20 protein-coding genes are annotated in these 20978 nt (G+C 63.8%); 14 read left to right on the top strand and 6 right to left on the bottom strand.

The features are described from left to right. The first annotated feature begins 78 nt into the window (after positions 1-78). The 3 genes from X743_RS148660 to X743_RS148670 all read left to right on the top strand — a co-directional run bounded on the left by X743_RS148660 (position 79) and on the right by X743_RS148670 (position 3335). The gene (locus X743_RS148660; protein ID WP_023767126.1) at positions 79-999 is read left to right on the top strand and encodes a neutral zinc metallopeptidase; all 921 of its coding nucleotides are present in this window, start codon (positions 79-81) and stop codon (positions 997-999) included. A gap of 156 nt (positions 1000-1155) precedes the next feature. Next, positions 1156-2421: a tetracycline resistance MFS efflux pump gene (locus X743_RS148665; protein ID WP_023767125.1), complete on the top strand. Its 1266-nt coding sequence runs from the start codon at positions 1156-1158 to the stop codon at positions 2419-2421. Further along, entirely contained in the window at positions 2418-3335 is a 918-nt protein-coding gene (locus X743_RS148670; RefSeq protein WP_023767124.1) for an aldo/keto reductase, read from the top strand. The genes X743_RS148665 and X743_RS148670 overlap by 4 nt, the downstream gene beginning before the upstream one ends. Positions 3336-3561: 226 nt before the next feature. On the opposite strand, the gene carA is transcribed toward X743_RS148670, so the two are convergent. Further along, complete coding sequence (gene carA, locus X743_RS148675) at positions 3562-4791, bottom strand: glutamine-hydrolyzing carbamoyl-phosphate synthase small subunit (RefSeq protein WP_023767123.1); 1230 nt, start codon at positions 4789-4791, stop codon at positions 3562-3564. A gap of 278 nt (positions 4792-5069) precedes the next feature. On the opposite strand from carA, the gene X743_RS148680 reads away from it, so the two are divergent. Beyond that, complete coding sequence (locus X743_RS148680; RefSeq protein ID WP_023767122.1) at positions 5070-5519, top strand: GatB/YqeY domain-containing protein; 450 nt, start codon at positions 5070-5072, stop codon at positions 5517-5519. Positions 5520-5640: 121 nt separating this feature from the next. After that, complete coding sequence (locus tag X743_RS148685; protein WP_023767121.1) at positions 5641-5955, top strand: hypothetical protein; 315 nt, start codon at positions 5641-5643, stop codon at positions 5953-5955. 183 nt (positions 5956-6138) lie between these two features. On the opposite strand, the gene X743_RS148690 is transcribed toward X743_RS148685, so the two are convergent. Then, complete coding sequence (locus tag X743_RS148690) at positions 6139-7134, bottom strand: hypothetical protein (RefSeq protein ID WP_023767120.1); 996 nt, start codon at positions 7132-7134, stop codon at positions 6139-6141. 225 nt (positions 7135-7359) lie between these two features. Between X743_RS148690 and X743_RS148695 the strand changes: the two genes are divergently transcribed. Continuing rightward, on the top strand, positions 7360-7917 hold the full coding sequence (locus tag X743_RS148695) for a GNAT family N-acetyltransferase (RefSeq protein WP_023767119.1): 558 nt from the start codon (positions 7360-7362) through the stop codon (positions 7915-7917). Between the two features lie 73 nt (positions 7918-7990). Here X743_RS148695 and X743_RS148700 read toward each other — a convergent pair whose 3' ends face one another. Both X743_RS148700 and X743_RS148705 read right to left on the bottom strand, forming a co-directional pair. Continuing rightward, positions 7991-9175: an MFS transporter gene (locus X743_RS148700; protein WP_023767118.1), complete on the bottom strand. Its 1185-nt coding sequence runs from the start codon at positions 9173-9175 to the stop codon at positions 7991-7993. A 316-nt stretch (positions 9176-9491) separates the two neighbouring features. Further along, positions 9492-11156, bottom strand: coding sequence for a Na/Pi cotransporter family protein (locus tag X743_RS148705; protein ID WP_023767117.1), 1665 nt, complete (start codon positions 11154-11156; stop codon positions 9492-9494). A gap of 403 nt (positions 11157-11559) precedes the next feature. Between X743_RS148705 and X743_RS148715 the strand changes: the two genes are divergently transcribed. From X743_RS148715 to X743_RS148750, 8 genes are all read left to right on the top strand, one after another. Beyond that, entirely contained in the window at positions 11560-11940 is a 381-nt protein-coding gene (locus tag X743_RS148715; RefSeq protein ID WP_023767115.1) for an RcnB family protein, read from the top strand. A gap of 140 nt (positions 11941-12080) precedes the next feature. Further along, a complete protein-coding gene (gene dnaG / locus X743_RS148720; RefSeq protein WP_023767114.1) occupies positions 12081-14027 on the top strand; it encodes a DNA primase in 1947 nt (648 codons plus the stop codon). Positions 14028-14466: 439 nt separating this feature from the next. Continuing rightward, the gene (gene rpoD, locus X743_RS148725) at positions 14467-16491 is read left to right on the top strand and encodes an RNA polymerase sigma factor RpoD (protein ID WP_023767113.1); all 2025 of its coding nucleotides are present in this window, start codon (positions 14467-14469) and stop codon (positions 16489-16491) included. 281 nt (positions 16492-16772) lie between these two features. Then, positions 16773-17066: a GYD domain-containing protein gene (locus X743_RS148730; protein WP_023767112.1), complete on the top strand. Its 294-nt coding sequence runs from the start codon at positions 16773-16775 to the stop codon at positions 17064-17066. Between the two features lie 103 nt (positions 17067-17169). After that, a complete protein-coding gene (locus X743_RS148735) occupies positions 17170-17439 on the top strand; it encodes a DUF333 domain-containing protein (protein WP_023767111.1) in 270 nt (89 codons plus the stop codon). A gap of 27 nt (positions 17440-17466) precedes the next feature. Then, positions 17467-18522: a DMT family transporter gene (locus tag X743_RS148740; protein ID WP_023767110.1), complete on the top strand. Its 1056-nt coding sequence runs from the start codon at positions 17467-17469 to the stop codon at positions 18520-18522. Beyond that, positions 18523-18891 carry a DCC1-like thiol-disulfide oxidoreductase family protein gene (locus X743_RS148745; RefSeq protein ID WP_023767109.1) on the top strand — a complete coding sequence of 123 codons (369 nt, stop codon included), beginning with the start codon at positions 18523-18525 and terminating at the stop codon, positions 18889-18891. Positions 18892-19048: 157 nt separating this feature from the next. Further along, complete coding sequence (locus tag X743_RS148750) at positions 19049-19738, top strand: PadR family transcriptional regulator (protein WP_023767108.1); 690 nt, start codon at positions 19049-19051, stop codon at positions 19736-19738. A gap of 116 nt (positions 19739-19854) precedes the next feature. On the opposite strand, the gene X743_RS148755 is transcribed toward X743_RS148750, so the two are convergent. Further along, on the bottom strand, positions 19855-20115 hold the full coding sequence (locus X743_RS148755; protein WP_023767107.1) for a YiaA/YiaB family inner membrane protein: 261 nt from the start codon (positions 20113-20115) through the stop codon (positions 19855-19857). 56 nt (positions 20116-20171) lie between these two features. After that, positions 20172-20849, bottom strand: a complete 678-nt coding sequence (locus tag X743_RS148760; RefSeq protein WP_023767106.1) for a PspA/IM30 family protein — start codon at positions 20847-20849, stop codon at positions 20172-20174. Between the last annotated feature and the right edge of the window lie 129 nt (positions 20850-20978).

The following is a 20978-nucleotide window of genomic DNA, read 5'->3' as shown; positions in this document are numbered from 1 at the left end:
CAACCATTGGGATAATTGTTTGTTGGGTTGAGCCGGCCTGCCGGAGCAACGGGGACGTTTACATCACGGGGAATTGCCATGCTCTGGAAAGGCCGTCGTCAGAGTGACAATATCGAGGACGACCGCAGCGAGGGCGGCGGCGGCGGGATAGGAGGCGGCGGCCAATTCCGCCTGCCGATCGGCGGTCGCACCGGCGGCGGCGGTAGCATCATCCTCGTCATCCTGGTGGTGCTGGCCGGATGGTATTTCGGCTTCGATCCCTCAGCGATCCTGGGCGGCGGCGACGGTGGCCTGCTGCCCGGCGGCGGTGGCCAGATCACCGACAACAGCGGCGGTCAGGACAGCGGGACCGCCCCCGCCAATGACGAGATGAAGCAGTTCGTGGCGACCGTGCTCGCCGAGACCGAGGATACCTGGACCGGCATCTTCAAGTCGCAGGGGTTGACCTATGAAGACCCGAAGCTGGTGCTGTTTTCCGGCCAGGTCCGCTCCGCCTGCGGCTTTGCCTCTGCGGCTGCCGGACCGTTCTATTGTCCTGGAGACCACAAGGTCTATCTCGACATGACCTTCTTCCAGCAGCTCGACCAGCAGTTCGGCGCTTCCGGCGAGTTCGCCCGTGCCTATGTGATCGCGCATGAGGTCGGTCACCACGTGCAGAATCTCACCGGCATCATGGGCAAGTTCAACCAGATGCGGCAAGGCATGAGCGAAGCCGATTCCAACCAGCTGTCGGTGCGCATCGAGTTGCAGGCCGACTGCTTCGCCGGTGTCTGGGCGCACTACACCGGGCAGAAGGGCATATTGGAGCAGGGCGATTTCGAAAGCGCGCTCAACGCCGCCAAGCAGATCGGCGACGACACGCTGCAGAAGAAGACGCAGGGCTATGTCGTGCCGGAAAGCTTCAACCACGGCACCTCGCAGCAGCGGCAGACCTGGCTGGCGCGCGGCTACAAGAGCGGCAAGCTTTCGGATTGCAACACGATGAGCGGTGCAATCTGAGCACTCGATTCACACCGGCAGCCTGACGGCGAACACGCCGTCAGGGGATGTCAGGATCAAACATTCCTGCCTGTTCCCGCATTGTTCCTTATCGCGGCCTCGCCTATAAGGTTCGTTCGCCCAGGCCCCGGGGCGGACCGAGGAGCTTGACCCGCCATGATCGATCCCAAAACCGCCAGGCGGGGCCTGGCGCTCGTTTTCACCACGCTGCTGCTCGACATCATCGGCTTCGGCATGATCATGCCGGTGCTGCCGGCCTATCTCAGGGAATTGACCGGTGTCAGCATCAGCGGCGCGGCGATCGAAGGCGGCTGGCTGTTCTTCGTCTATGCGGCGATGCAGTTCTTCTTCGCGCCGATCATGGGCGGCTTGAGCGATCGGTTCGGACGGCGGCCGATCCTGCTCGCCTCGGTGCTGACCTTCTCCATCGACAACCTGATCTGCGCGGTCGCGTGGTCATACCCGATGCTGTTCATCGGGCGCGTGCTGGCCGGCATTTCGGGCGCCAGCTATTCGACGACATCGGCCTTCATCGCCGACATCTCGAACGATGAGAACCGGGCGAAGAATTTCGGCCTGTTGGGCATCGCCTTCGGCGTCGGTTTCGTCATCGGGCCGGTGCTGGGCGGATTGCTCGGCACGTTCGGACCGCGGGTGCCGTTCTATTTCGCCGCCGGGCTTGCCTTCGTGAACTTCCTGATCGCGATGTTCTTCCTGCCGGAAACGCTGGATGAAAAGCATCGGCGCCGCTTCGAGTGGAAACGCGCCAACCCGGTCGGCACGCTGCTGCAGATGCGCCAGTATCATGGCATCGGCTGGATCGGGCTGGTCTTCTTCCTGATGACGCTCGGGCACATGATGTACCCGGCGGTCTGGTCGTTCGTCTCCAATTACCGCTATGGCTGGAGCGAGCAGCAGATCGGCTTCTCGCTCGGCGCCTTCGGCCTGTGCGGCGCGATCATCATGGGCACGGTTCTGCCACGCGTCATCCCCAGGCTCGGCGAATGGAGGACGGCGGTTATCGGCCTGACATTCACGGCTGCGAGCGCGTTCGGCTACGCCTTCGCCTCGCAGGGATGGATGGTCTATGCGGTGATCGTCGTCGGCTGCCTGGAAGCGCTGGCCGATCCGCCGCTCCGAAGCCTCGCCGCAGCCAAGGTGCCGCCGTCGGCACAGGGCGAACTGCAGGGCGCGATGACCTCGATCTTCTCGATCACCTCGATCATCACGCCGCTGCTCTATACGGCGATCTTTTCCTGGTTCACCGGCCCAAGCGCGCCGGTGACTTTCGGTGGTGCGCCCTATCTGGTCGGTGCGTGCTTCCTGACGCTGGCGGTCATCGTCTTTGTCACCAAGGTGGCGCGGTCGGCGACGCGTGCAAATGTCACCACCGGCGTCGCCGAAGACGGGGCACAGGTATGAGCCACGACAGCCGCATTGCGCTGACAAAGGACGTGTCGCTGTCGCGGCTGGTCTTCGGTGCCTGGCGCCTGCTCAACGGAGCCGTGCGCCCGGATGCCGATCAAGTCGCAAGGCTGATCGGCAGCGCCGTCGATCTCGGCCTGACCAGTTTCGACCATGCCGACATCTATGGGCACTACGAGGTCGAGGCGGCGTTCGGCGCCGGGCTGGCGCGCTGGAAAGGCAAGCGCGAGCAGATCGAGCTGATCTCGAAGTGCGACATCATGCTGGCGTCCGCCAACAGGCCGCAAAACCGGCTGAAGCACTACGACACCAGTGCGACGCATATCACAGCCTCGGTCGACCGTTCGCTCGCCAATCTCGGCACCGATTATCTCGACCTGTTGCTGCTGCACCGGCCGGATCCTCTGATGGATGCGGACGAGATGGCGGCGGCACTTGCCGCGCTGGTTAAATCAGGCAAGGCGAGGGCGGTCGGCGTGTCCAATTTCACGCCGTCGCAGTTCGACCTGCTGGCATCGCGGCTGCCGTTTCCCTTGGCCACCAACCAGATCGAGATGTCGGTGCTGAAGACGTCTGTTCTGACCGACGGCAGCCTCGATCACGCGCAGCGTCTCGGCTACGCGCCGATGGTCTGGTCGCCGCTCGGCGGCGGCTCGCTGTTCACCGGCAAGGAAGCGCGCGAGGCGCGGGTGCGGGCGGCACTGGCGGCGGTAGCAGCCAAGATTGGCGCCGGCGATCTCGCCGCTGTCGCCATCGCCTGGCTGCTACGCCATCCCGCCCGGCCAGTGCCGGTGCTCGGTTCGATGAAGCCGGAACGTTTGGCGGCGATGGTCAAGGCGCGCGATATCGTGCTCGACCGCCAGCAATGGTTCGCCATACTGGAGGCCAGCGAAGGCCGGCCGGTGGCTTAGGACCGCGTGTTTGGGGAGCGAGGCTGCGAGATGTTTGCGCTGCCCCTCATCCGCCTGCCGGCACCTTCTCCCCGTATAGTGACGGGGAGAAGGGAGATCCGCCGTGACCTCGCCGCCCTTTTTTGCAACGTCGACAATTGGCGAAATCTTGGCGACGGCGTCTTTCTCCCCGTTACTATACGGGGAGAAATGCCCGGCAGGGCAATGAGGGGCGGCGCGACGCCTCTCAAGCCCGCTCGGCCAGCAATTCCTCGCCGCGCTTTTCGCGGATCAGGTTGACGAAGCGACGGAACAGATAGTGCGAGTCCTGCGGGCCGGGCGAGGCCTCGGGGTGGTGCTGGACCGAGAACACCGGGCGGCCGGTCAGCGCTATGCCGCAGTTCGAACCGTCGAACAGCGAGACATGGGTTTCCTCGACGCCCGCTGGCAGCGAGTCGGCGTCGACGGCAAAGCCATGGTTCATCGAGACGATCTCGACCTTGCCGGTGGTGTGGTCCTTGACCGGATGATTGGCGCCGTGGTGACCCTGGTGCATCTTGGCGGTCCTGCCGCCCAGCGCCAGCGCCAGCATCTGGTGGCCCAGGCAGATGCCGAACACCGGAATGTCGGTCTTGAGCAGATCCTGGATGACCGGTACGGCATAGCCGCCGGTGGCTTCCGGATCGCCGGGGCCGTTGGAGAGGAAGATGCCGTCGGGCTGCATGGCCAGGATCTCTTCCGAGCCGGTGCTGGCCGGAACCACGGTGACCTTGGCGCCGAGGCCGGAAAGCAGGCGCAATATGTTGCGCTTGACGCCGTAGTCGATGGCGACGACGTGCATGGAGGGCTCGGCCTGTTCGCCAAAGCCTTCGTTCCACACCCAGGGCGTCTCGCGCCAGACCGAGGACTGACCCGAAGTGACTTCCTTTGCAAGGTCGAGCCCGATCAGGCCCGACCAGGCGGCGGCGCGGCGCTTCAGGTCTTCGAGGTCGAAGACGCCGTCGGGCGCGTGCGCGATGACGGCGTTGGGCATGCCCTTTTCACGGATCAGCGCGGTCAGCGCGCGGGTGTCGATGCCCGAAAGCGCGACGATGCCGCGCTTCTTCAGCCACTGGTCGAGGTGACCGGCGGCGCGGTAGTTGGACGGATTGGTGACGTCGGCCTTGAACACCGCGCCCACGGCGCCGGCGCGTGCGACCGGGTTGAGGTCCTCGATGTCTTCGCCGTTGGTGCCGATGTTGCCGATATGCGGGAAGGTGAAGGTGACGATCTGGCCGGCATAGGACGGGTCGGTGAGGATTTCCTGGTAGCCGGTGAGTGCCGTGTTGAAGCAGACTTCGGCGACGGCCGAGCCGGTGGCGCCAAGGCCGCGACCCTCGATGACAGTACCATCGGCCAGCACCAGCAGGGCGGTCGGCTTTTCGGTCGCCCAGGCGGGGGTCGACGTGGGGGTCAACGCGGGCGTCATCTCGGCCATGTCGGCACTCCTATCAGACCGCGCGCTTGCAACCGGCCCGGTGGGCCATCCGCGCGGCCAACGGCGCGAAGCGGCGATTTCGCGGCTCCCACGCAGTCAGGCTTCAGTTCATGCAAGGCTGAGTACATAGGGGAAGGGAGCAGGGTGGTCAATGATCATGCGAAATGCGACGGCAATTTATTTCATTGAGCAATATCAGAGGCTTGCCGCGTGATATGAGGGTTTGCCTTGGCTTGTCCCCGGCGCTATTGTCCGCGCCGGCCGAAGGAGAAAGCACGATGCGCGGAAAAATCGCCGAATCCCTGAAGAGCGCGATGAAGGCGCAGGACAAGCACCGGCTGCCGACATTGCGGCTGATCCAGGCCGCCATACACGATCGCGACATCGCCAATCGCGGCGCCGGCAAGGAACCGGCCAGCGACGAGGAGATCCTGCAGATCCTGGCCAAGATGGTGAAGCAGCGCGAGGAATCGGCCAAGGCGTTCGAGGACGGCAAGCGGCCGGAACTGGCAGCGCAAGAGCGCGGCGAGATGGAGATCATCCGCGGCTTCCTGCCGACGCAGCTCGACGATGCGGCGATCGCCGCCGCGGCGCGCGAGGCGATCGCCGCGACCGGTGCCACCAGCCAGAAGGACATGGGCAAGGTGATCGCCGCGCTGAAGCAGAAATATGCCGGCCAGATGGATTTCGGCAAGGCAAGCGGCATCGTCAAGGGGCTGCTGCAGTAGGGCGCTGTCCATCATTCAGTTCCGTAGCGATTTCAGCTGACCTGGCGCCGCCGAATCCAGGTCGGGAGTGGAACTTGGATACCTCCGAGATGTTTATCAGTCATGCAACTGGAGAGATGTCATGACTGAGAACGAAACCCGCTATGAAACCGGTGCGAGGAAGTATCCAGCGAAGACCGGTGCCGACGCGTCTGATGAATTCTCCCAGGACGCGGCCGGCAACAAGCAGCCTGCCGGGGGAATGGGGCTCACCCGCGGGAAGGATGAAGTAGAAGACCGTACCCGCCAGTCGGAGGGACAAAACCCGCCAAGGCTAGTCACGCCGAGCCCCGCAACCGAAAAGACGTCCGGTGCCGGCCCCGCTGTCGCGGAGCGTTCAAAGGACGCCAAGGCTCCGAAGAGCGGCCGCCAGCCGGGAGCGTATGTCAAGAAGTGATCGCTGGACGGGACCCGAGAGGTTCTGGCACTACACGGCCCGTCATTAACGACCGGTTTCCGCTAGCGCTTTTCGCGACTGGTTGGTCGGCATCTCTCTGGCGGGCCTCCGAGGCTCAAACGCGCGGCGCAATGCCGGTGCCTCCTGCTGGATATGGTCCCACAGCCGGTTCGCGACCGGGCCTCACGGCTCCTTGCAGATCGGCACTGGTTGCGACGGTGCCGCCGGATGGTCTTTCTTGTATTGCACGATGATCGGCTCGAGGGTTTTTCGCGGCCAGAATTTCGGCGTGCCGATTTCCTTCAGGCATGATGCGTTCCAGTAGAGATCGGTGCCGGACAGCGAATGGCTTTTGGCCGATGCTTGCGCGGCGGCGGCGATGTCGCGCGATTCCGGGTAGATGTAGAGCGTCGTCGGGTTATCCTTGACCATCGCGATGATCTGCCGCGCGTCCGCCGGCGCCCAGCTGGTGCAGCCATTGCTGCGGCCGCCGGCATAGTCCACCAGCTTGCCGAACGGCACCAGACCATCGTGGTCGGCATAGGAGCTGTTCGGGCTTTTGCGCATGCACATGCCGCGCAGCACCTGCGCGGCATGGCCGCCGATCACGCGCTGCCTGGCGTTGGCGGCTTCGCCTTCGCCATCGAACTGGATGAAGGTGCGCTGGAAGGCCACGTCCTGCTTCGCGCCGGTGCGGTAATAGCCCTTGAACGAGGTTTTCGCTTCGTGGGTCATGTAGGCACCGCCGGCGGTCAGTTCCGAATCCATGGCATTGCCGAAGTTCTTCGCGCACCGTCTGCCATTTGAAAAATCGACCGTGCCTTTCAGGTTGCGGCCGCCGCCATGCCCCGACGAGATGGCGCGAAACGACTGGCTGGCTTCGCACACGACGTAATATCGGCGCCCCAGCACGCCGTTGCCCAGATCGCCGGGACGCGTGGCATCCATGGCAAAATAGCAGGGGTTCCTGACCACGTCTTGCGCGACCTTCTCGCGGTAAAGCGCTCGCGCCCGCTCCAGCACCACTTGCGAGATCTGGCCATCGCCGTCGCCGACATGAGCCTGCAGCCAGGCCGGAATATCGGATGGTGCGGCCAACGACCGGGCCGATACCGTCAAGGCGATGACGACAAGCAACAAGCCGGCGACGATACCCAAAGGGACAGATCTCAACCGCACCGGTTCAATTCTCCTGTCGAAGCCTTGCGAATCCGTGCGGTGTTTGCCGCACGCGACTCAATCATAAAATGTCTCGTGGCAATCGGCGAAACACATCTTGTTTAGCGGGCACGCAAGTTCAAACGAACCGAGTCGGGGTGCAAGCCGCCCTTAGACCGGGATGCTGCTCCAAGGTTTGCGAAATGGGTTGAGCGTGCTCCCGGCCACGGCTAGAGAGCATGGATCATGGTCGAGATCGTCAGACCCACGCTTGAACATCTGCCGTCCTACAAGGCGGCGCTCGAGCGCGGCTGGTCGCCGGACAATGTGCGGCTCTTGCAGGCGACGCGCGAACAACTTGCGGCGATAGAGGAGGATCCAGTGGCATTCCTGGCCAGCCTCGACGATCCCGAGGCGAAAGGTGGCCCGATCACCTTGCCCGACGGGACGAAAGTGCCACGCCTGCCGGGTTTCCGTCGCTGGATTTGGGACGGCGAGGCGTCGGGCTCGATCGGCTTGCGTTGGCAGAAGGGCACGGTGGACCTGCCGCCGCATGTGCTTGGCCATATAGGCTATGCGGTGGTGCCGTGGAAGCGGCGGCGCGGCTACGCGACCGAGGCGCTGCGGCTGATGCTGGACGAGGCGAGAGCGGTTGGCCTGGCTCACGTCGAGATCACCGCCAAGCCGGGCAATCCGGCGTCGCACAAGGTGATCCTGGCCAATGGCGGCAGGCTGGTCGAGCGCTTCTTCGAGGATGCCGCCTATGGCGGGGCGGAGAGTTTGCGGTTCCGGATCGGGCTGTAGCCGGCGCCATCCTCACCCGTGCTCGTCGGCACACAGCGTGTTCGGACAGGGCGCCGATGGGTAGGTTGAGGCGCTACTCGGCGGCGGCCGTCAGCGGCGGCGTGGCGTTGCTGCGCGCTTCCCAGAAATACGAGGCGAGTGCCACGAGCACGGCGACCAGCATCGCGAAAGCGCCAAGCAGCGGCAGGCTGCGATAGCCGAAGCCGCTGTTCAGCATGGCGGCGCCCAGCGACGCGGCCAGCGCGATGCCGACATTGAAGCCGGACGGGATCAGCGAGGAGGCGAGGTTCGACGCGTCCGCGGTCCAGGCCAGGATGCGGGTCTGGATCGGCGTGCCGATGGCGAAATTGAGGCCGCCCCAGATGACGATCGCCACGATCATCGGCAGGGGATAGGGGCTGACGGCATAGATCACCGCCAGCGTCACCGTCTGCAGGGCAAGCATGGTGATCAGCGAGGGCATCAGTTTCCAGTCGGAGAGCTTGCCGCCGAGGAAGACGCCGAGCGTGGCGCCGAGGCCGTTGAGCAGCAGCACCCAAGGCACCAGATCCTCGTCCAGCCCGGTGATCTCAAGCAGGGTCGGGGTGATGTAGGTGAACAGGCCGAACTGGCCGATCATCAGCATCAGCATCAGGATCAGCGAGGTCCAGACCTGCTGGCGCGCCAGCACGCGGACCTCGCGGGCAAGGCCGGCATGCTTCGCTTGATATCCCGTGGTGCGCGGCAGAAGGGCCGCCATGGCAAAAGTTGCCGCGACGCCAAGCGCGCACATCACCCAGAAGGTCGCGCGCCAGCCCCAGATGTTGCCGATCGCGGTGCCCGCCGGCACGCCGATGACGTTGGAGACGGTCAGGCCGGACAGGATGACGGCGACCGCCATGCCACGCTGGTCCTCGCGCACCAGGCCGACCGCCACCACCATGGCGACGCCGAAATAGGCGCCATGCGCGACCGCGACGGCAATGCGCAACAAGAGCATCGAGGTGAAGTCCGGCGCCAGTGCGCAGGCCGCCTGGCCGATGGTGAAGGCGATGGCGAGACCGAGCAGCAAGGTCTTGCGCGAGATCGATTTGGTGGCGAGCGCCAGCAGCGGTCCGCCAATGGCGATGCCGCAGGCGTAGCCCGAGACGAGATAACCCGATGTGGGAACCGAGACGCCGAGCCCCTGTGCCACCTGCGGCAGCACGCCGGCGATGACGAACTCGGTGGTGCCGAAGGCGAAAGCGGCGATGAACAGGGCGATGAGTGGAAGCGACATGGGAAAAGCCTTGGCTGGAACGGCCTCAAACCACGGATGGGCCTTGCGGGCAATCCAGAAATTGTGGGCGTCGGTTTAGGTTTTCTTCAGTGAGGGTGCAAGGCGGTGAAGCTGCCAATCTCCCCCCAAGTGGGGGAGATGGCCGACAGGCCAGAGAGGGGCGCTGTCCCGCCACCCTATCAATTTTCTGCCCCTGGGACTGACGCCTGCGGCAGATTAAAAAATCAAAAGGCGATCAAAGGCCGCGCTCTACGGCGCCCCCTCTGTCCTGCCGGACATCTCCCCCACAGGTGGGGAGATTGGCAGCTTCACCGCCTCAGCTGGCCTTCAACCTCGATCCTGTCAGCAGGCCGCGCTCTTCCAGGACGGGATAGGCCATCGACGCCAGCAGCGAGTTGATCTGCTTCAGGTCGCGGATGGTGTCGAGGTGGATCGAGCTGGTTTCGACGCTCTTGGCGGTACCCTCGCGCAGCCGCAGGAAATGGCTGGCGCTGGTTTCCTTCTCGCGGTCACGCAACTGGTCCTTTTCCAGCACCAACTGACGGGCGGTTTCGGGATCGCGCGACACCAGCACGTTGAAGGCAAGCCGGGCGTTGGCCAGCACCGAGCCGTGGAAGGCGCACAATTCGCTCCAGCCTTCGTCGGTGAATTCCAGGCCGCGATCGAACTTCTTCTTCACATGCACCAGCATGTTGCGCACGATGATGTCGCCGACCTGCTCCAGCTTGACGCAGGCGCCGATCAGCTCCTGGCAACGCAGCGCCTCGTCCTCGGTCAGCGGATTCTTGGTGACCTTGGCAAGATAGAGCTTTATGGCCGCGTGCTTGCGGTCGACGCGGTCGTCGAGCGCGGCCAGCGCCTTGATCTTGTCGGTGTCGGCGCTCTCGTAGAGCTCGATGATGCGCTTCAGCATGATCTCGACCGTCTCGCACACCCGCACCACCTCGCGCGTGGCGTTGGCCAGCGCCTGGCTGGGCACGTCGAGCGCGCTTTCGTTGAGCGCGGAAAGCTCGACGATGTCGAGGGAGGCGGCCGGCGCGGCTTTGGTGCCGAGCGCCACGATCTTCTCGGAAACGCGGTAGACGAAACGGGCCAGCGGCAGGCCGGCGAGCAGGATGATCACGTTGAACAGGATGTGAGCGTTGACGATCTGGTCCGACGCCGTCGCGCCGAGGAAGCCGACATGCGGCCTGAAGATCATGAACAGGACCAGCATGACCAGCGAGCCGAGCCCGCGCATCAGGAGATTGCCGATCGGCACGACGCGCACGCCAGGCCCCGCCGAGCGGGTCAGCATCGGCGCGATGATCGAGGAACCGAGATTGACGCCAAGGATGAGGACGACGCCGAGTTCTGGACTGATCAGGCCACGCCCGGCGAGCGTTGCCATCAGCAGCACCGCCGCGATGCTGGACTGGAACAGCCAGGTGATCAGCGCCGCCAGCAGATAGGCGGTGATGGAATCGCTGGAGAAGTAGTTGATGATGACCGGCATGAGCTGGCTGTTGCGCAGCGGCTCCGACGCTTGGCCGATCATTTCCAGCGACAGGATCAGAAGGCCGATGCCGACCAGGATGCGGCCGGTCTGGCGCCAGTCGCGCCGCTCGGTGGCCATGAACATCACCGTGCCGGTGATCAGGCAGAGTGGCACCAGCAGCGTCAGATCGAAGGTCAAAAGCTTGACCACGAGCGCCGAGCCGATCTCGGCGCCGCGCACCGCCAATTGGCCCGCTGCACCCGAGACGATGCCGGAACCAGCGAAGGAACCGACCAGCAGGGTGACCGCGGTCGAGCTTTGCAAAGCGATCGCAAGGCCAGTGCCGGCCAGCACCGCCATGATCGGATTGCGCATGGTGGCGCGCAATTTGTGGCGCAGCACATCGCCATAGGCACGTTCGACGCCGGTCTTGACCATGCGGGTGGCAAACAGCATCAGCGCCACGGCGCCGGCCAGGTGCAGAAGGACGACGGAACCGCTCATCGTGGCACCTGCACGCAGGAACGGGCCGCGACGCGGACAGCACGACGGGCAGGGCGGAAAGCTAGGGTGCGAATCATGGTCATGGCAGTCATCGATGGTAGCAGGGATAATAGCTGGAATATATTTTAGCCGGATAATAAAATTTGTCGATTTCAAAGGCCCACGGGGGCGCGACGGGCCGTGTCGGAAAATGGACGGAGGCGAAATTGGTTGCATTTCCGGGCCACGGGCGGGACGGCAGCTCGGCCAGCTCCGCCGCGCTTTCGGTGCCTGTCTTTGCGGGGCTGTTCAACTCATCGTTCTAAACCAGCGAATTCATTACATAATTGTAATGCTGGTGTTCAGTTTCAGTTCATCGATTGACCGCTACTCCTCGGGACATCGACAACCAAGGAGACTTTCCATGAAACGCATCGTCCTTTCCGCGCTTGCTTTCTCGATGTTGGCCGCCACCTCGCTCACCGGCCACGCCGCGCCGATCGACGCGCCGGTCGCGCCGCGGTCGAATTACACCAAGGTCGACTGGCAGAAGCCGACTCACCGGGATGTCAGGAAGCGCGTCATCCAGAAGCGCGTCTTTCAGAAGAAAGTCATCGTGAAGCGGAACTACTGGCGCAACGGCCAGCGATATTCCGGCTGGAGGCAGCACCGGCCGGTTCGCGACTACGGCCGCTACGGCCTGCGTCGCCCGGGCCCCGGCCAGGAATGGATCCGCGTCGGCAACGACTATGTGCTGGTCGGCATCCTCTCCGGCGTCATCTTCGGCGCGCTTGCCGCACACTAAAGCACCCAGCGCCGGACTTGAAGGAAGGCGGCCCGCAACGGCCGCCTTTCTTTTTGCCCTGTGGAAACCGGGTATGGCCGGTATTGGGGGTCGTCGGATTTCGCCGGCATGATTATATGGTGGCGAAACGAGTTCCCTCAATGCGCTTTCCACCCGCCTTTCTCGATGAGATCCGCGACCGCGTGCCGATTTCACAGGTCATCGGCCAGCGCGTCGCGTGGGATCGCAAGAAAACCAATACGTCACGCGGCGACTATTGGGCCTGCTGCCCGTTCCATGGCGAGAAGAGCCCATCCTTCCACTGCGAGGACAAGAAGGGGCGCTACCACTGTTTCGGCTGCTCGGTCTCGGGCGACCATTTCAAGTTCCTCACCGAACTCGAGGGACTGAGTTTTCCCGAAGCGGTCGAGAAGATCGCCGACATGGCCGGCGTGCCGATGCCGGTCCGCGACGAACGGGAAGAACAGCGCGAGAAGGAACGCGCCAGCCTGACCGACGTCATGGAGATGGCGACAGCTTTCTTCCAGGAGCGGCTGCAGGGACCGGAAGGGGCGAAAGCCCGCGCCTATCTGCGCGACCGCGGGCTGACGCCGGCGACGCAACATTCGTTCCGGCTCGGCTTCGCCCCTGACAGCCGCAATGCGCTGAAGGAGCATCTCGCCGCAAAGGGCGTGCCGAAGGCGGATATCGAGGCCTGCGGGCTGGTCCGCCACGGCGACGACATCCCGGTCTCCTACGACTGGTTCCGCGACCGCATCATGTTCCCGATCCCGGATTCGCGCGGCAAGATCATCGCCTTTGGCGGCCGCGCGCTCGCCGCCGATGCGGTGGCCAAATACATGAACTCACCCGACACCGAACTCTTCCACAAGGGCAATGTGCTCTACAATTTCGCCCGCGCCCGCCAAGCGATGGCAAAGGGGGCGCTCGCCAAGGGCGGCACGGTCATCGCCGTCGAAGGCTATATGGACGTGATCGCGCTGGCGCAGGCCGGCTTCGAGAATGTCGTGGCGCCGCTCGGCACCGCGCTCACCGAAAACCAGCTCGAACTGTTGTGGCGCATGGCGCCGGAACCAATGCTGTGCTTCGACGGCGACAAGGCCGGGCTGAAGGCGGCATGGCGGGCCGCCGATCTCGCGCTGCCATCGGTGCAGGCCGGGCGCTCGGCGCGCTTCGCTCTGCTGCCGGAGGGCAAGGATCCCGATGATCTGGTCAAGGCCGAGGGGCCGGATGCATTCCGCGCGGTGCTGGCCGACGCGCGGCCGCTGGTCGACCTTTTGTGGATGCGCGAGACGGCAGGCGGCGTCTTCGACACGCCGGAGCGGCGGGCCGAACTCGAGAAGACGCTGCGCGAACTGACCAGCCGCATCCGCGACGAAAGCCTGCGCTATCACTACAGCCAAGAGATGCGTGAGCGGGTGCTGAGTTTCTTCGGCTCCCAGCGCGGTGCCCGGCAAAACCGTCAGGACTGGAAACCCGGGCAGGGCAAGGCGGCCGCACCCGGCGGGCAGTTCGCCAAGGCTGGCAGCGGCCGCATGGCGATCACCGAAAGTCTCGGCCAGTCGGCGCTGGTCAAGCGCGGCGAGGGTATGTCGGTACGCGAGGCGACGATCATCGTCGCGCTGGTCAACCATCCGCCGCTGATCGACGAGAATTTCGCCCATGTCGAGTTCCTCGACCTCGCCAATGCCGATCTGCAGCGGCTGCATGGTGCCATCCTCGACGCCATGGCGCACGACATGGCCAATGACCGCCAAGCCGTGGTGGCGACGATCGAGCGTGCCGGCTGCGCCGAGATCTGGGAGCGTGCCGTCGGCCTGATCCGGCGGGCGCGGCAATGGCCGGCGCTGGAGACGGCGGCACTCGACGATGCCCGCGACGCTCTGAACCAGGCGTTGCACTTGCAGCGCAGCGCGCGCACCTTACATAAGGAGCTGAAACAGGCGGAGGCGGCGCTCGAAGCGGATCCCTCGGACGAAAACTTCCGCCATCTGATCGAAATTCAGGCGCAATTCAGGGATGTACAAGCGACGGAAGCGCTGATCGAAGGATTTGGCGTCTCTTCGGGCAGGGCTGGTCGAGCCTAAGTGCATCTGAGTGCGGGAATGAGAGCGCGGCCGTGCCTTCTAAGGGGGCGGGGAGCGCTAAGTCGGGTAATTGATTCGCTTTTTTCATGCGAATCATGCGACAGGCGCTTGACCTTCGGACAGAATGGCGGAATCAGGACGATTCGAAACGTTAACCCGCACCCGCATCGACGGGAATGCAGCGATGTGAGGTACTGGTCACTGGACAGGCAGGCCGCCTGCCACAGATATCAGGGTTAATCTGGACTTAATGCATGTCGCCCAAGAGTGGTCGCCCAAGAGTGGAAACCGGTTTTGGGACAACGGCATGCACCAAACAATAGAGTTGATGCGGTTCGTGGCCCGGTGAAGCGCGTTTAGAAAAACGAGCGTATCCGATTTGACTGGTCCGACAGCTTACGCGGCCCCGATGTCCGGCCGCTAGGAGAAGATAAAAACTATGGCGACTAAGGAAAAGGAAGAGGTCGAGACCGAACGCGAAGGCGCCGCCGATGGCCCTCTGCTCGACCTTTCCGATGATGCTGTCAAGAAGATGATCAAGGCCGCCAAGAAGCGCGGCTATGTCACCATGGACGAGCTGAATTCGGTGCTGCCTTCCGAGGAAGTGACCTCCGAGCAGATCGAGGACACGATGGCGATGCTGTCCGACATGGGCATCAACGTCGTCGAGGATGACGAGCAGGGCGAAGAGGCCGAGGCCGGCGACACCGCGGCCGATGCCGAGGAAGACGCCAACGAACTGGCCGAGCAGACCGGCACGGCGGTCGCCGCCACCACCACCAAGAAAGAGCCGACCGACCGCACCGACGATCCGGTGCGCATGTACCTGCGCGAGATGGGCTCGGTCGAGCTTCTGTCGCGCGAGGGCGAAATCGCCATAGCCAAGCGCATCGAAGCTGGCCGCGAGACGATGATCGCCGGCCTGTGCGAAAGCCCGCTGACCTTCCAGGCCATCATCATCTGGCGTGACGAGCTCAACGAGTCCAAGATCCTGCTGCGCGAGATCATCGACCTCGAAGCCACCTATGCCGGCCCCGAGGCCAAGCAGGCGCCGGTGGTCGAACGCATCGAGGAGGCCCCCAAGGCCGAGGAAAAGCCGCGCCGCGGCCGCGACGAGGAAGAAGACATCACCAATGTCGGCGCCGATACGCGCGGGCTGACGGATGACGACGAGGAAGACGAGGACGAGGCGAGCCTGTCGCTGGCGGCGATGGAAGCCGAACTCCGCCCGCAGGTGATGGAGACGCTCGACGTCATCGCCGACACCTACAAGAAGCTGCGCAAGCTGCAGGACCAGCAGGTCGAGAACCGTCTGGCCGCGGCCGGCACGCTGTCGCCCAGCCAGGACCGCCGGCTGAAGGAGCTGAAGGACCAGCTGATCAAGGCGGTGAAGTCGCTGTCGCTCAACACCGCGCGCATCGAGGCGCTGGTCGAGCAGCTCTACGACATCAACAAGCGGCTGGTGCAGAACGAAGGCAAGCTGTTGCGGCTCGCCGAGAGCTACGGCGTGCGCCGCGAGGAGTTCCTGAAGGAATATCAGGGTTCCGAGCTCGACCCGAACTGGACGCGCGCGATCGGCAATCTGACCTCGCGCGGCTGGAAGGAATTCACCAAGAACGAGAAGGATGCGATCAAGGAGCTGCGCGCCGAGATCCAGCACCTGGCCACCGAAACGGCGATCTCGATCCTGGAATTCCGCAAGATCGTCAACCAGGTGCAGAAGGGTGAGCGCGAGGCCGCGATCGCCAAGAAGGAAATGGTCGAGGCCAATCTGCGTCTCGTCATCTCCATCGCCAAGAAATACACCAATCGCGGCCTGCAGTTCCTCGACCTTATCCAGGAAGGCAATATCGGCCTGATGAAGGCGGTCGACAAATTCGAATACCGCCGCGGTTACAAGTTCTCGACCTACGCGACGTGGTGGATCCGGCAGGCGATCACCCGTTCGATCGCCGACCAGGCGCGCACTATTCGTATCCCGGTGCACATGATCGAGACGATCAACAAGATCGTGCGCACCTCGCGCCAGATGCTGCACGAGATCGGCCGCGAGCCGACGCCGGAGGAACTGGCCGAAAAGCTCGCCATGCCGCTCGAAAAAGTGCGCAAGGTGTTGAAGATCGCCAAGGAGCCGATCTCGCTCGAAACGCCTGTTGGCGACGAGGAGGATTCGCATCTGGGCGATTTCATCGAGGACAAGATGGCGATCCTGCCGATCGACGCGGCGATCCAGGCCAACCTGCGCGAGACCACCACGCGGGTGCTCGCCTCGCTGACGCCGCGCGAGGAGCGTGTGCTCAGAATGCGCTTCGGCATCGGCATGAACACCGACCACACGCTGGAAGAAGTCGGCCAGCAATTTTCGGTCACCCGCGAGCGTATCCGCCAGATCGAAGCCAAGGCGCTGCGCAAGCTCAAGCATCCGAGCAGGTCGCGCAAGCTGCGCAGCTTCCTCGACAGCTGAGTCGGGGATTCATCTCCGCGAAGAATTGAGGGCGCCGACTGGCGCCCTTTTTCGTTTCAGGCGGTTGCTTCTACAACGGCACGTTCAGCCGAGCTCCCTTGACGATGATGCTGCCGCGATCCTGCAAGTGATGGCATGAATACGTGCTGTGAATGAATAGGTGCTTGCGGGACGTTCGTTGCGGGAGGATAATTTCGCGTCGGATGCATTTTCTGGGCGACAACCCGGATGCCCGCCCCGGCGAAGCCGCCGTGCTCCGTGGCCCCGGAGGGAGGTGTGCCATGACGACCTACATCATGCTGATGACCTGGACCGAGCAGGGCGCGAAAAACGTTCGCGACTCGCCCAAGCGGCTCGACGCCGCCAGGAAGCAGCTTGGCGAGATGGGCGGATCGTTCAAATCGTTCTACCTGACCATGGGCGATTACGACATGGTGGCGGTGGTCGAAGCGCCCGACGACGCTGTGCTGGCGCGTTTCGCGCTAATGTTGGCGGCGAGCGGCAATATCCGGACGCGAACGCTCAAGGCTTTCCCTGAATTCGCTTATCGCGAGATCATCACTTCGCTTGGATGAAGCGGCCGGCAGGGTTCCGGAAGTCGACCTGGTGCCGGCTTGACGGCGCTTTGCCACAGGACGGGACGCCTCGCCGTGATAGAATGCGGCGAGGGAGATCGCGATGAGCAATTCTTCGATGTTGGCTATCGGCCTTGCCGCGTTGTCCTTGATGCCGATCCATGCCAGCGCCGCCGTACAAAAACCGGTCGGCATGGCCAATCCGGCATCCGTCCATTGCAAGGAGGTTAGCGGGCGCCTGACAATCAGGAAGGACAAGGCCGGCAACGAATATGGATTCTGCCGCTTGCCCAACGGCCGCCTGTGCGAGGAGTGGGCGCTGTTTCGCGACAACAAATGCGTCGGGCCGAAGCCGGCCATGCGCGGCAAATGACGTGTGCGTATCATAGGGTGAAATGATATGTCTGAAACGCACTCTCATCTTTGGCCCGGTGTGCCGCTAGCCCTTGGCTCGGCCGCTTTGTTTGGCGCGACGCCGCCATTGGCGAAGCTGCTGCTTGATGCGGTCAATCCCTTTATGCTGGCTGGCTTGCTCTATCTCGGCGCCGGTGTCGGGCTGGCTCTCTATCGCCTGCTGCGCGGCAAACAGGCCGCCGCCGGCGAGGCGCAGCTGGCCGCCGGGGATATCCCCTGGCTGGCGCTGGCGATCGGCATGGGCGGCGTCGTCGCGCCGGTGCTGCTGCTGTTCGGCCTCAGCCTCAGCACGGCGTCCAGCTCGGCGCTGCTGCTCAACCTCGAAGGGTTGGCGACAATGGCGATCGCCTGGGTCGTCTACCGTGAGAATGTCGACCGGCGGCTGCTTTTCGGAGCCTTCGCCATTCTGGCGGGTGCGGTTCTGCTGTCATGGGATGGCGGCGGCGTTGCCTTCAACCCAGGTGCCCTGCTGGTGGCCGGGGCCTGCGTGGCCTGGGGATTGGACAACAATTTCACGCGCAAGATCTCGGCCACCGACCCCGTGGTGATCGCCATGCTGAAAGGGCTGGTGGCGGGGGCGGCCAATGTCGGGCTGGCAGTTGCCGCCGGGGCTTCCTTTCCTCCCGCGACCATCGTTGGAGCCACTGCCGCCGTCGGCTTCCTCGGCATCGGAGTCAGCTTGGTGATGTTCATCCTGGCATTGCGCCATCTCGGCACCGCGCGCACGGGCGCCTATTACTCGCTGGCTCCCTTCATAGGCGCGCTGCTGGCCATCGTCATCCTGGGCGACGCCGTCACCTTCAACCTGGCGATCGCGGGGCTCCTGATGGGCGTCGGCCTGTGGCTGCATCTGTCGGAGCGCCATGAGCACGAACACGACCACGAGGCGCTGGAACATGAACACAGCCACGTTCATGACGAACACCACCAGCACCATGACGGGCCGGTGAGCGAGCCACATTCGCACTGGCACAGGCACGCGCCGATGCGTCACCGCCATCCGCATTATCCAGACCTGCATCACCGGCATGACCATGGGTAAATGCTGACCGTCTGGTACAACACGCGCTGTCCGGTCTGCGATGCGGGCATCGTCAGGCAGAAGCGCCGGCTGATCGAAGCGGTCAGGGCCGGCCGGATCGAATTTCGCGACATCAACCTGGAACCGATGGCGCTCACCGGATTTGGGGCCTCGCTGGAGGATATCCGCCGCCGGCTGCACGCCACCGACGCGGATGGCCGCTTGCTGGTCGGCGCCGATGTGGCGATTGCCGTGTGGCAGGTGACGCCGGGCGAGGGCTGGTTGGCAGGATTGTTCGGCAACCGGTTGACCTTGCCGCTGACTCGCTTTGCCTACGACCGCTTCGCCGGCCTGCTCTATGCTTGGAACCGGCGCAACGGCCGCTGGTAGTCAAATTTATCCATCGCATTGGTCTGAGATGACAGGCCCGGATCGGCAAACCCATGCGCTTGGTGTGCGATCAGATACATCGTAAGATATATCTTGACTCTATGGGAGTGCGCGCCTAATTAAGATATATCGTAAGATAGAACTCAAGGAGCAATCAATGCACAAAGACAATCATTTCGGGCGCGGTCATTTCGGCGAACGCATGTTCATGCACATGGCCGGCAAATTTGGTGGCAGAGGGGGCGGCGGCTTTGGCCCGTTCGGCCATGGCGGTCGCGGTGGCGGGCGCGGCGGCCCGGGCGACATGTTCCGCGCCGGGCGCATGCTGGCCGACGGCGACCTTAAGCTGATCACGCTGTCGCTGCTGGCCGAGGCGCCGCGCCACGGCTACGACATCATCAAGGCGCTGGAAGAGCGCACCAGCGGCATCTACAGCCCGAGCCCGGGCGTGGTCTATCCGACCCTGACCTTCCTTGAAGAGGCCGGCTATGCCATCTCGTCGAGCGAAGGCAACAAGAAGGTGTTTTCCATCACCGAGGCCGGGCAGGCGCATCTTGCCGATAATCGCGAGATGATCGACGGCGTGCTCGACCATCTCGAGCGCTTCGGTCGCAAGATGGCCAAGGCGCGCGACTGGTTTGGCTGGAACGATGACAGCGAGGACCGTCGCGGCGGCCGGGGCGGCCGTGGCGAACGCTCGGAAACGCGCGATGAATTCCGTGCCATCCGTCACCGCCTGCGCGCGGCGCTCGGTGAGATCGTCGATGCCCCGGCTGAAAAGCAGGCCGAGGCGATCGCCATTCTCGAAGCCGCCGCGGAAGCGCTGGAGGCGCTGTCGCACAAGTGACGTAATCGGGCGGCATCGGGCGCCGACCGGGCGAGGATTGGGTTCCTCGCCCCCATTATTACATGGGGGCGAGGAAAGCCCGGGTGACCGGGCTTTTTTCGTCAGGTGTGCCGGCATCATTCCTTGCCGACATATTCGCTGATCAGCTTTTCGTTGCGCGCCTTTTCGATCTTGGCGGTCATCTCGGCCGACAGGCGTTCGTCGGTGCGGTACTTGACCAGGTTCACCAGGCTGCCGGTGAGCAGCAGGATGCCCATGGCCCAGTAGCCCTTGGTCGCCAGGTCGACCGGCGCCAGCCACAGCGACAGGCCGAGCATGAAGTAGGCGGCACCGACCGAAGCGGTGTTGAGCATGATGTAGGTCTGATTGGCGTTCATTGGAATTCTCCATTGGTTGGTGATGTCGATGGAAGCAAGGTCTGGAAGGCTGGTTTTCAGTTGATGGTCTTCAGGCGCTCGAGCACCTCCTTGGCACGCACCTTCACCGCCGGGCCGTGGCCGGCGTCGGCAAGGCGGTCGCGGATCGCTTCGTGGCGCAGCTCGCCGTCGATCTCGTCGAGGATGCCGGCCTCCTCGAACGGATCGCTGCCGGCCTTGATGCGGGCCAGAAGCTCCTCGGCGTCGTTGAGGCTCGCCGACTGACCGATCGACCTGACGAGGCGCGACTGCGCCTTGCGCTCGGCATCGATGGCTCGGGCCGAGATCATGCCCTGGTTGAGGTCGATGATGCGGCGATGCGCCCGCTCCACCGAAACACGCATCCGCAAGATCCTTTCGCCAAGGCTCTGCACGGTGGCGCGACGGACCTCGCGTTCATTCTCCAGCTCGGCGACGGCCGCGGCACCGCTTTCCGCCAGCCCGTTGTTGCCGGCGGCGAGCGCGCTGATCGTGCGTGTTTCGAGATCGACGTGGCGGCGGTCGAGCTGGCCGAGACCGGCCTGTTCGGCACGCTGGCGCACGATCAGCGTGGCGAGTGTCTGCTTGGCGGCGGCGAGTCCCGCCTCGGCGTCGCGGATGCGCTGCGCCAGAAGGTCGATGGCGAAGCGATCCTTGAGGCCGTCCTCGGCCCATGCGCTGGCGCCGTCGAGCAATGTCCTGATCAGACTAAGCATGATACTTCTCCCTTCGAATTGTGGCGTGAACATTGTTCACTAAGCCAACGTAGCAGGAAATGAACATTGTTCAAGATACTTTTGAACGCTGTTCACGAAATCCCGAATATGGTAAACAGAGGGAAGGTC

The sequence above is a fragment of the Mesorhizobium sp. LNHC232B00 genome (assembly GCF_000502435.1).
Classification (GTDB): Bacteria; Pseudomonadota; Alphaproteobacteria; order Rhizobiales; family Rhizobiaceae; genus Mesorhizobium; species Mesorhizobium opportunistum.
Note: the sequence above shows the minus strand (reverse complement) of the source record. Positions and strands in the feature narration are given on the sequence as shown.

What these genes read in the sequence shown, in the direction of transcription:
- X743_RS148660 (WP_023767126.1), top strand. Translation starts at nt 79, where the DNA reads ATGCTCTGGAAAGGCCGTCGTCAGAGTGACAATATCGAGGACGACCGC.
- X743_RS148665 (WP_023767125.1), top strand. Translation starts at nt 1,156, where the DNA reads ATGATCGATCCCAAAACCGCCAGGCGGGGCCTGGCGCTCGTTTTCACC.
- X743_RS148670 (WP_023767124.1), top strand. Translation starts at nt 2,418, where the DNA reads ATGAGCCACGACAGCCGCATTGCGCTGACAAAGGACGTGTCGCTGTCG.
- carA (WP_023767123.1), bottom strand. Translation starts at nt 4,791, where the DNA reads ATGGCCGAGATGACGCCCGCGTTGACCCCCACGTCGACCCCCGCCTGG.
- X743_RS148680 (WP_023767122.1), top strand. Translation starts at nt 5,070, where the DNA reads ATGCGCGGAAAAATCGCCGAATCCCTGAAGAGCGCGATGAAGGCGCAG.
- X743_RS148685 (WP_023767121.1), top strand. Translation starts at nt 5,641, where the DNA reads ATGACTGAGAACGAAACCCGCTATGAAACCGGTGCGAGGAAGTATCCA.
- X743_RS148695 (WP_023767119.1), top strand. Translation starts at nt 7,360, where the DNA reads ATGGTCGAGATCGTCAGACCCACGCTTGAACATCTGCCGTCCTACAAG.
- X743_RS148700 (WP_023767118.1), bottom strand. Translation starts at nt 9,175, where the DNA reads ATGTCGCTTCCACTCATCGCCCTGTTCATCGCCGCTTTCGCCTTCGGC.
- X743_RS148705 (WP_023767117.1), bottom strand. Translation starts at nt 11,156, where the DNA reads ATGAGCGGTTCCGTCGTCCTTCTGCACCTGGCCGGCGCCGTGGCGCTG.
- X743_RS148715 (WP_023767115.1), top strand. Translation starts at nt 11,560, where the DNA reads ATGAAACGCATCGTCCTTTCCGCGCTTGCTTTCTCGATGTTGGCCGCC.
- dnaG (WP_023767114.1), top strand. Translation starts at nt 12,081, where the DNA reads ATGCGCTTTCCACCCGCCTTTCTCGATGAGATCCGCGACCGCGTGCCG.
- rpoD (WP_023767113.1), top strand. Translation starts at nt 14,467, where the DNA reads ATGGCGACTAAGGAAAAGGAAGAGGTCGAGACCGAACGCGAAGGCGCC.
- X743_RS148730 (WP_023767112.1), top strand. Translation starts at nt 16,773, where the DNA reads ATGACGACCTACATCATGCTGATGACCTGGACCGAGCAGGGCGCGAAA.
- X743_RS148735 (WP_023767111.1), top strand. Translation starts at nt 17,170, where the DNA reads ATGAGCAATTCTTCGATGTTGGCTATCGGCCTTGCCGCGTTGTCCTTG.
- X743_RS148740 (WP_023767110.1), top strand. Translation starts at nt 17,467, where the DNA reads ATGTCTGAAACGCACTCTCATCTTTGGCCCGGTGTGCCGCTAGCCCTT.
- X743_RS148745 (WP_023767109.1), top strand. Translation starts at nt 18,523, where the DNA reads ATGCTGACCGTCTGGTACAACACGCGCTGTCCGGTCTGCGATGCGGGC.
- X743_RS148750 (WP_023767108.1), top strand. Translation starts at nt 19,049, where the DNA reads ATGCACAAAGACAATCATTTCGGGCGCGGTCATTTCGGCGAACGCATG.
- X743_RS148755 (WP_023767107.1), bottom strand. Translation starts at nt 20,115, where the DNA reads ATGAACGCCAATCAGACCTACATCATGCTCAACACCGCTTCGGTCGGT.
- X743_RS148760 (WP_023767106.1), bottom strand. Translation starts at nt 20,849, where the DNA reads ATGCTTAGTCTGATCAGGACATTGCTCGACGGCGCCAGCGCATGGGCC.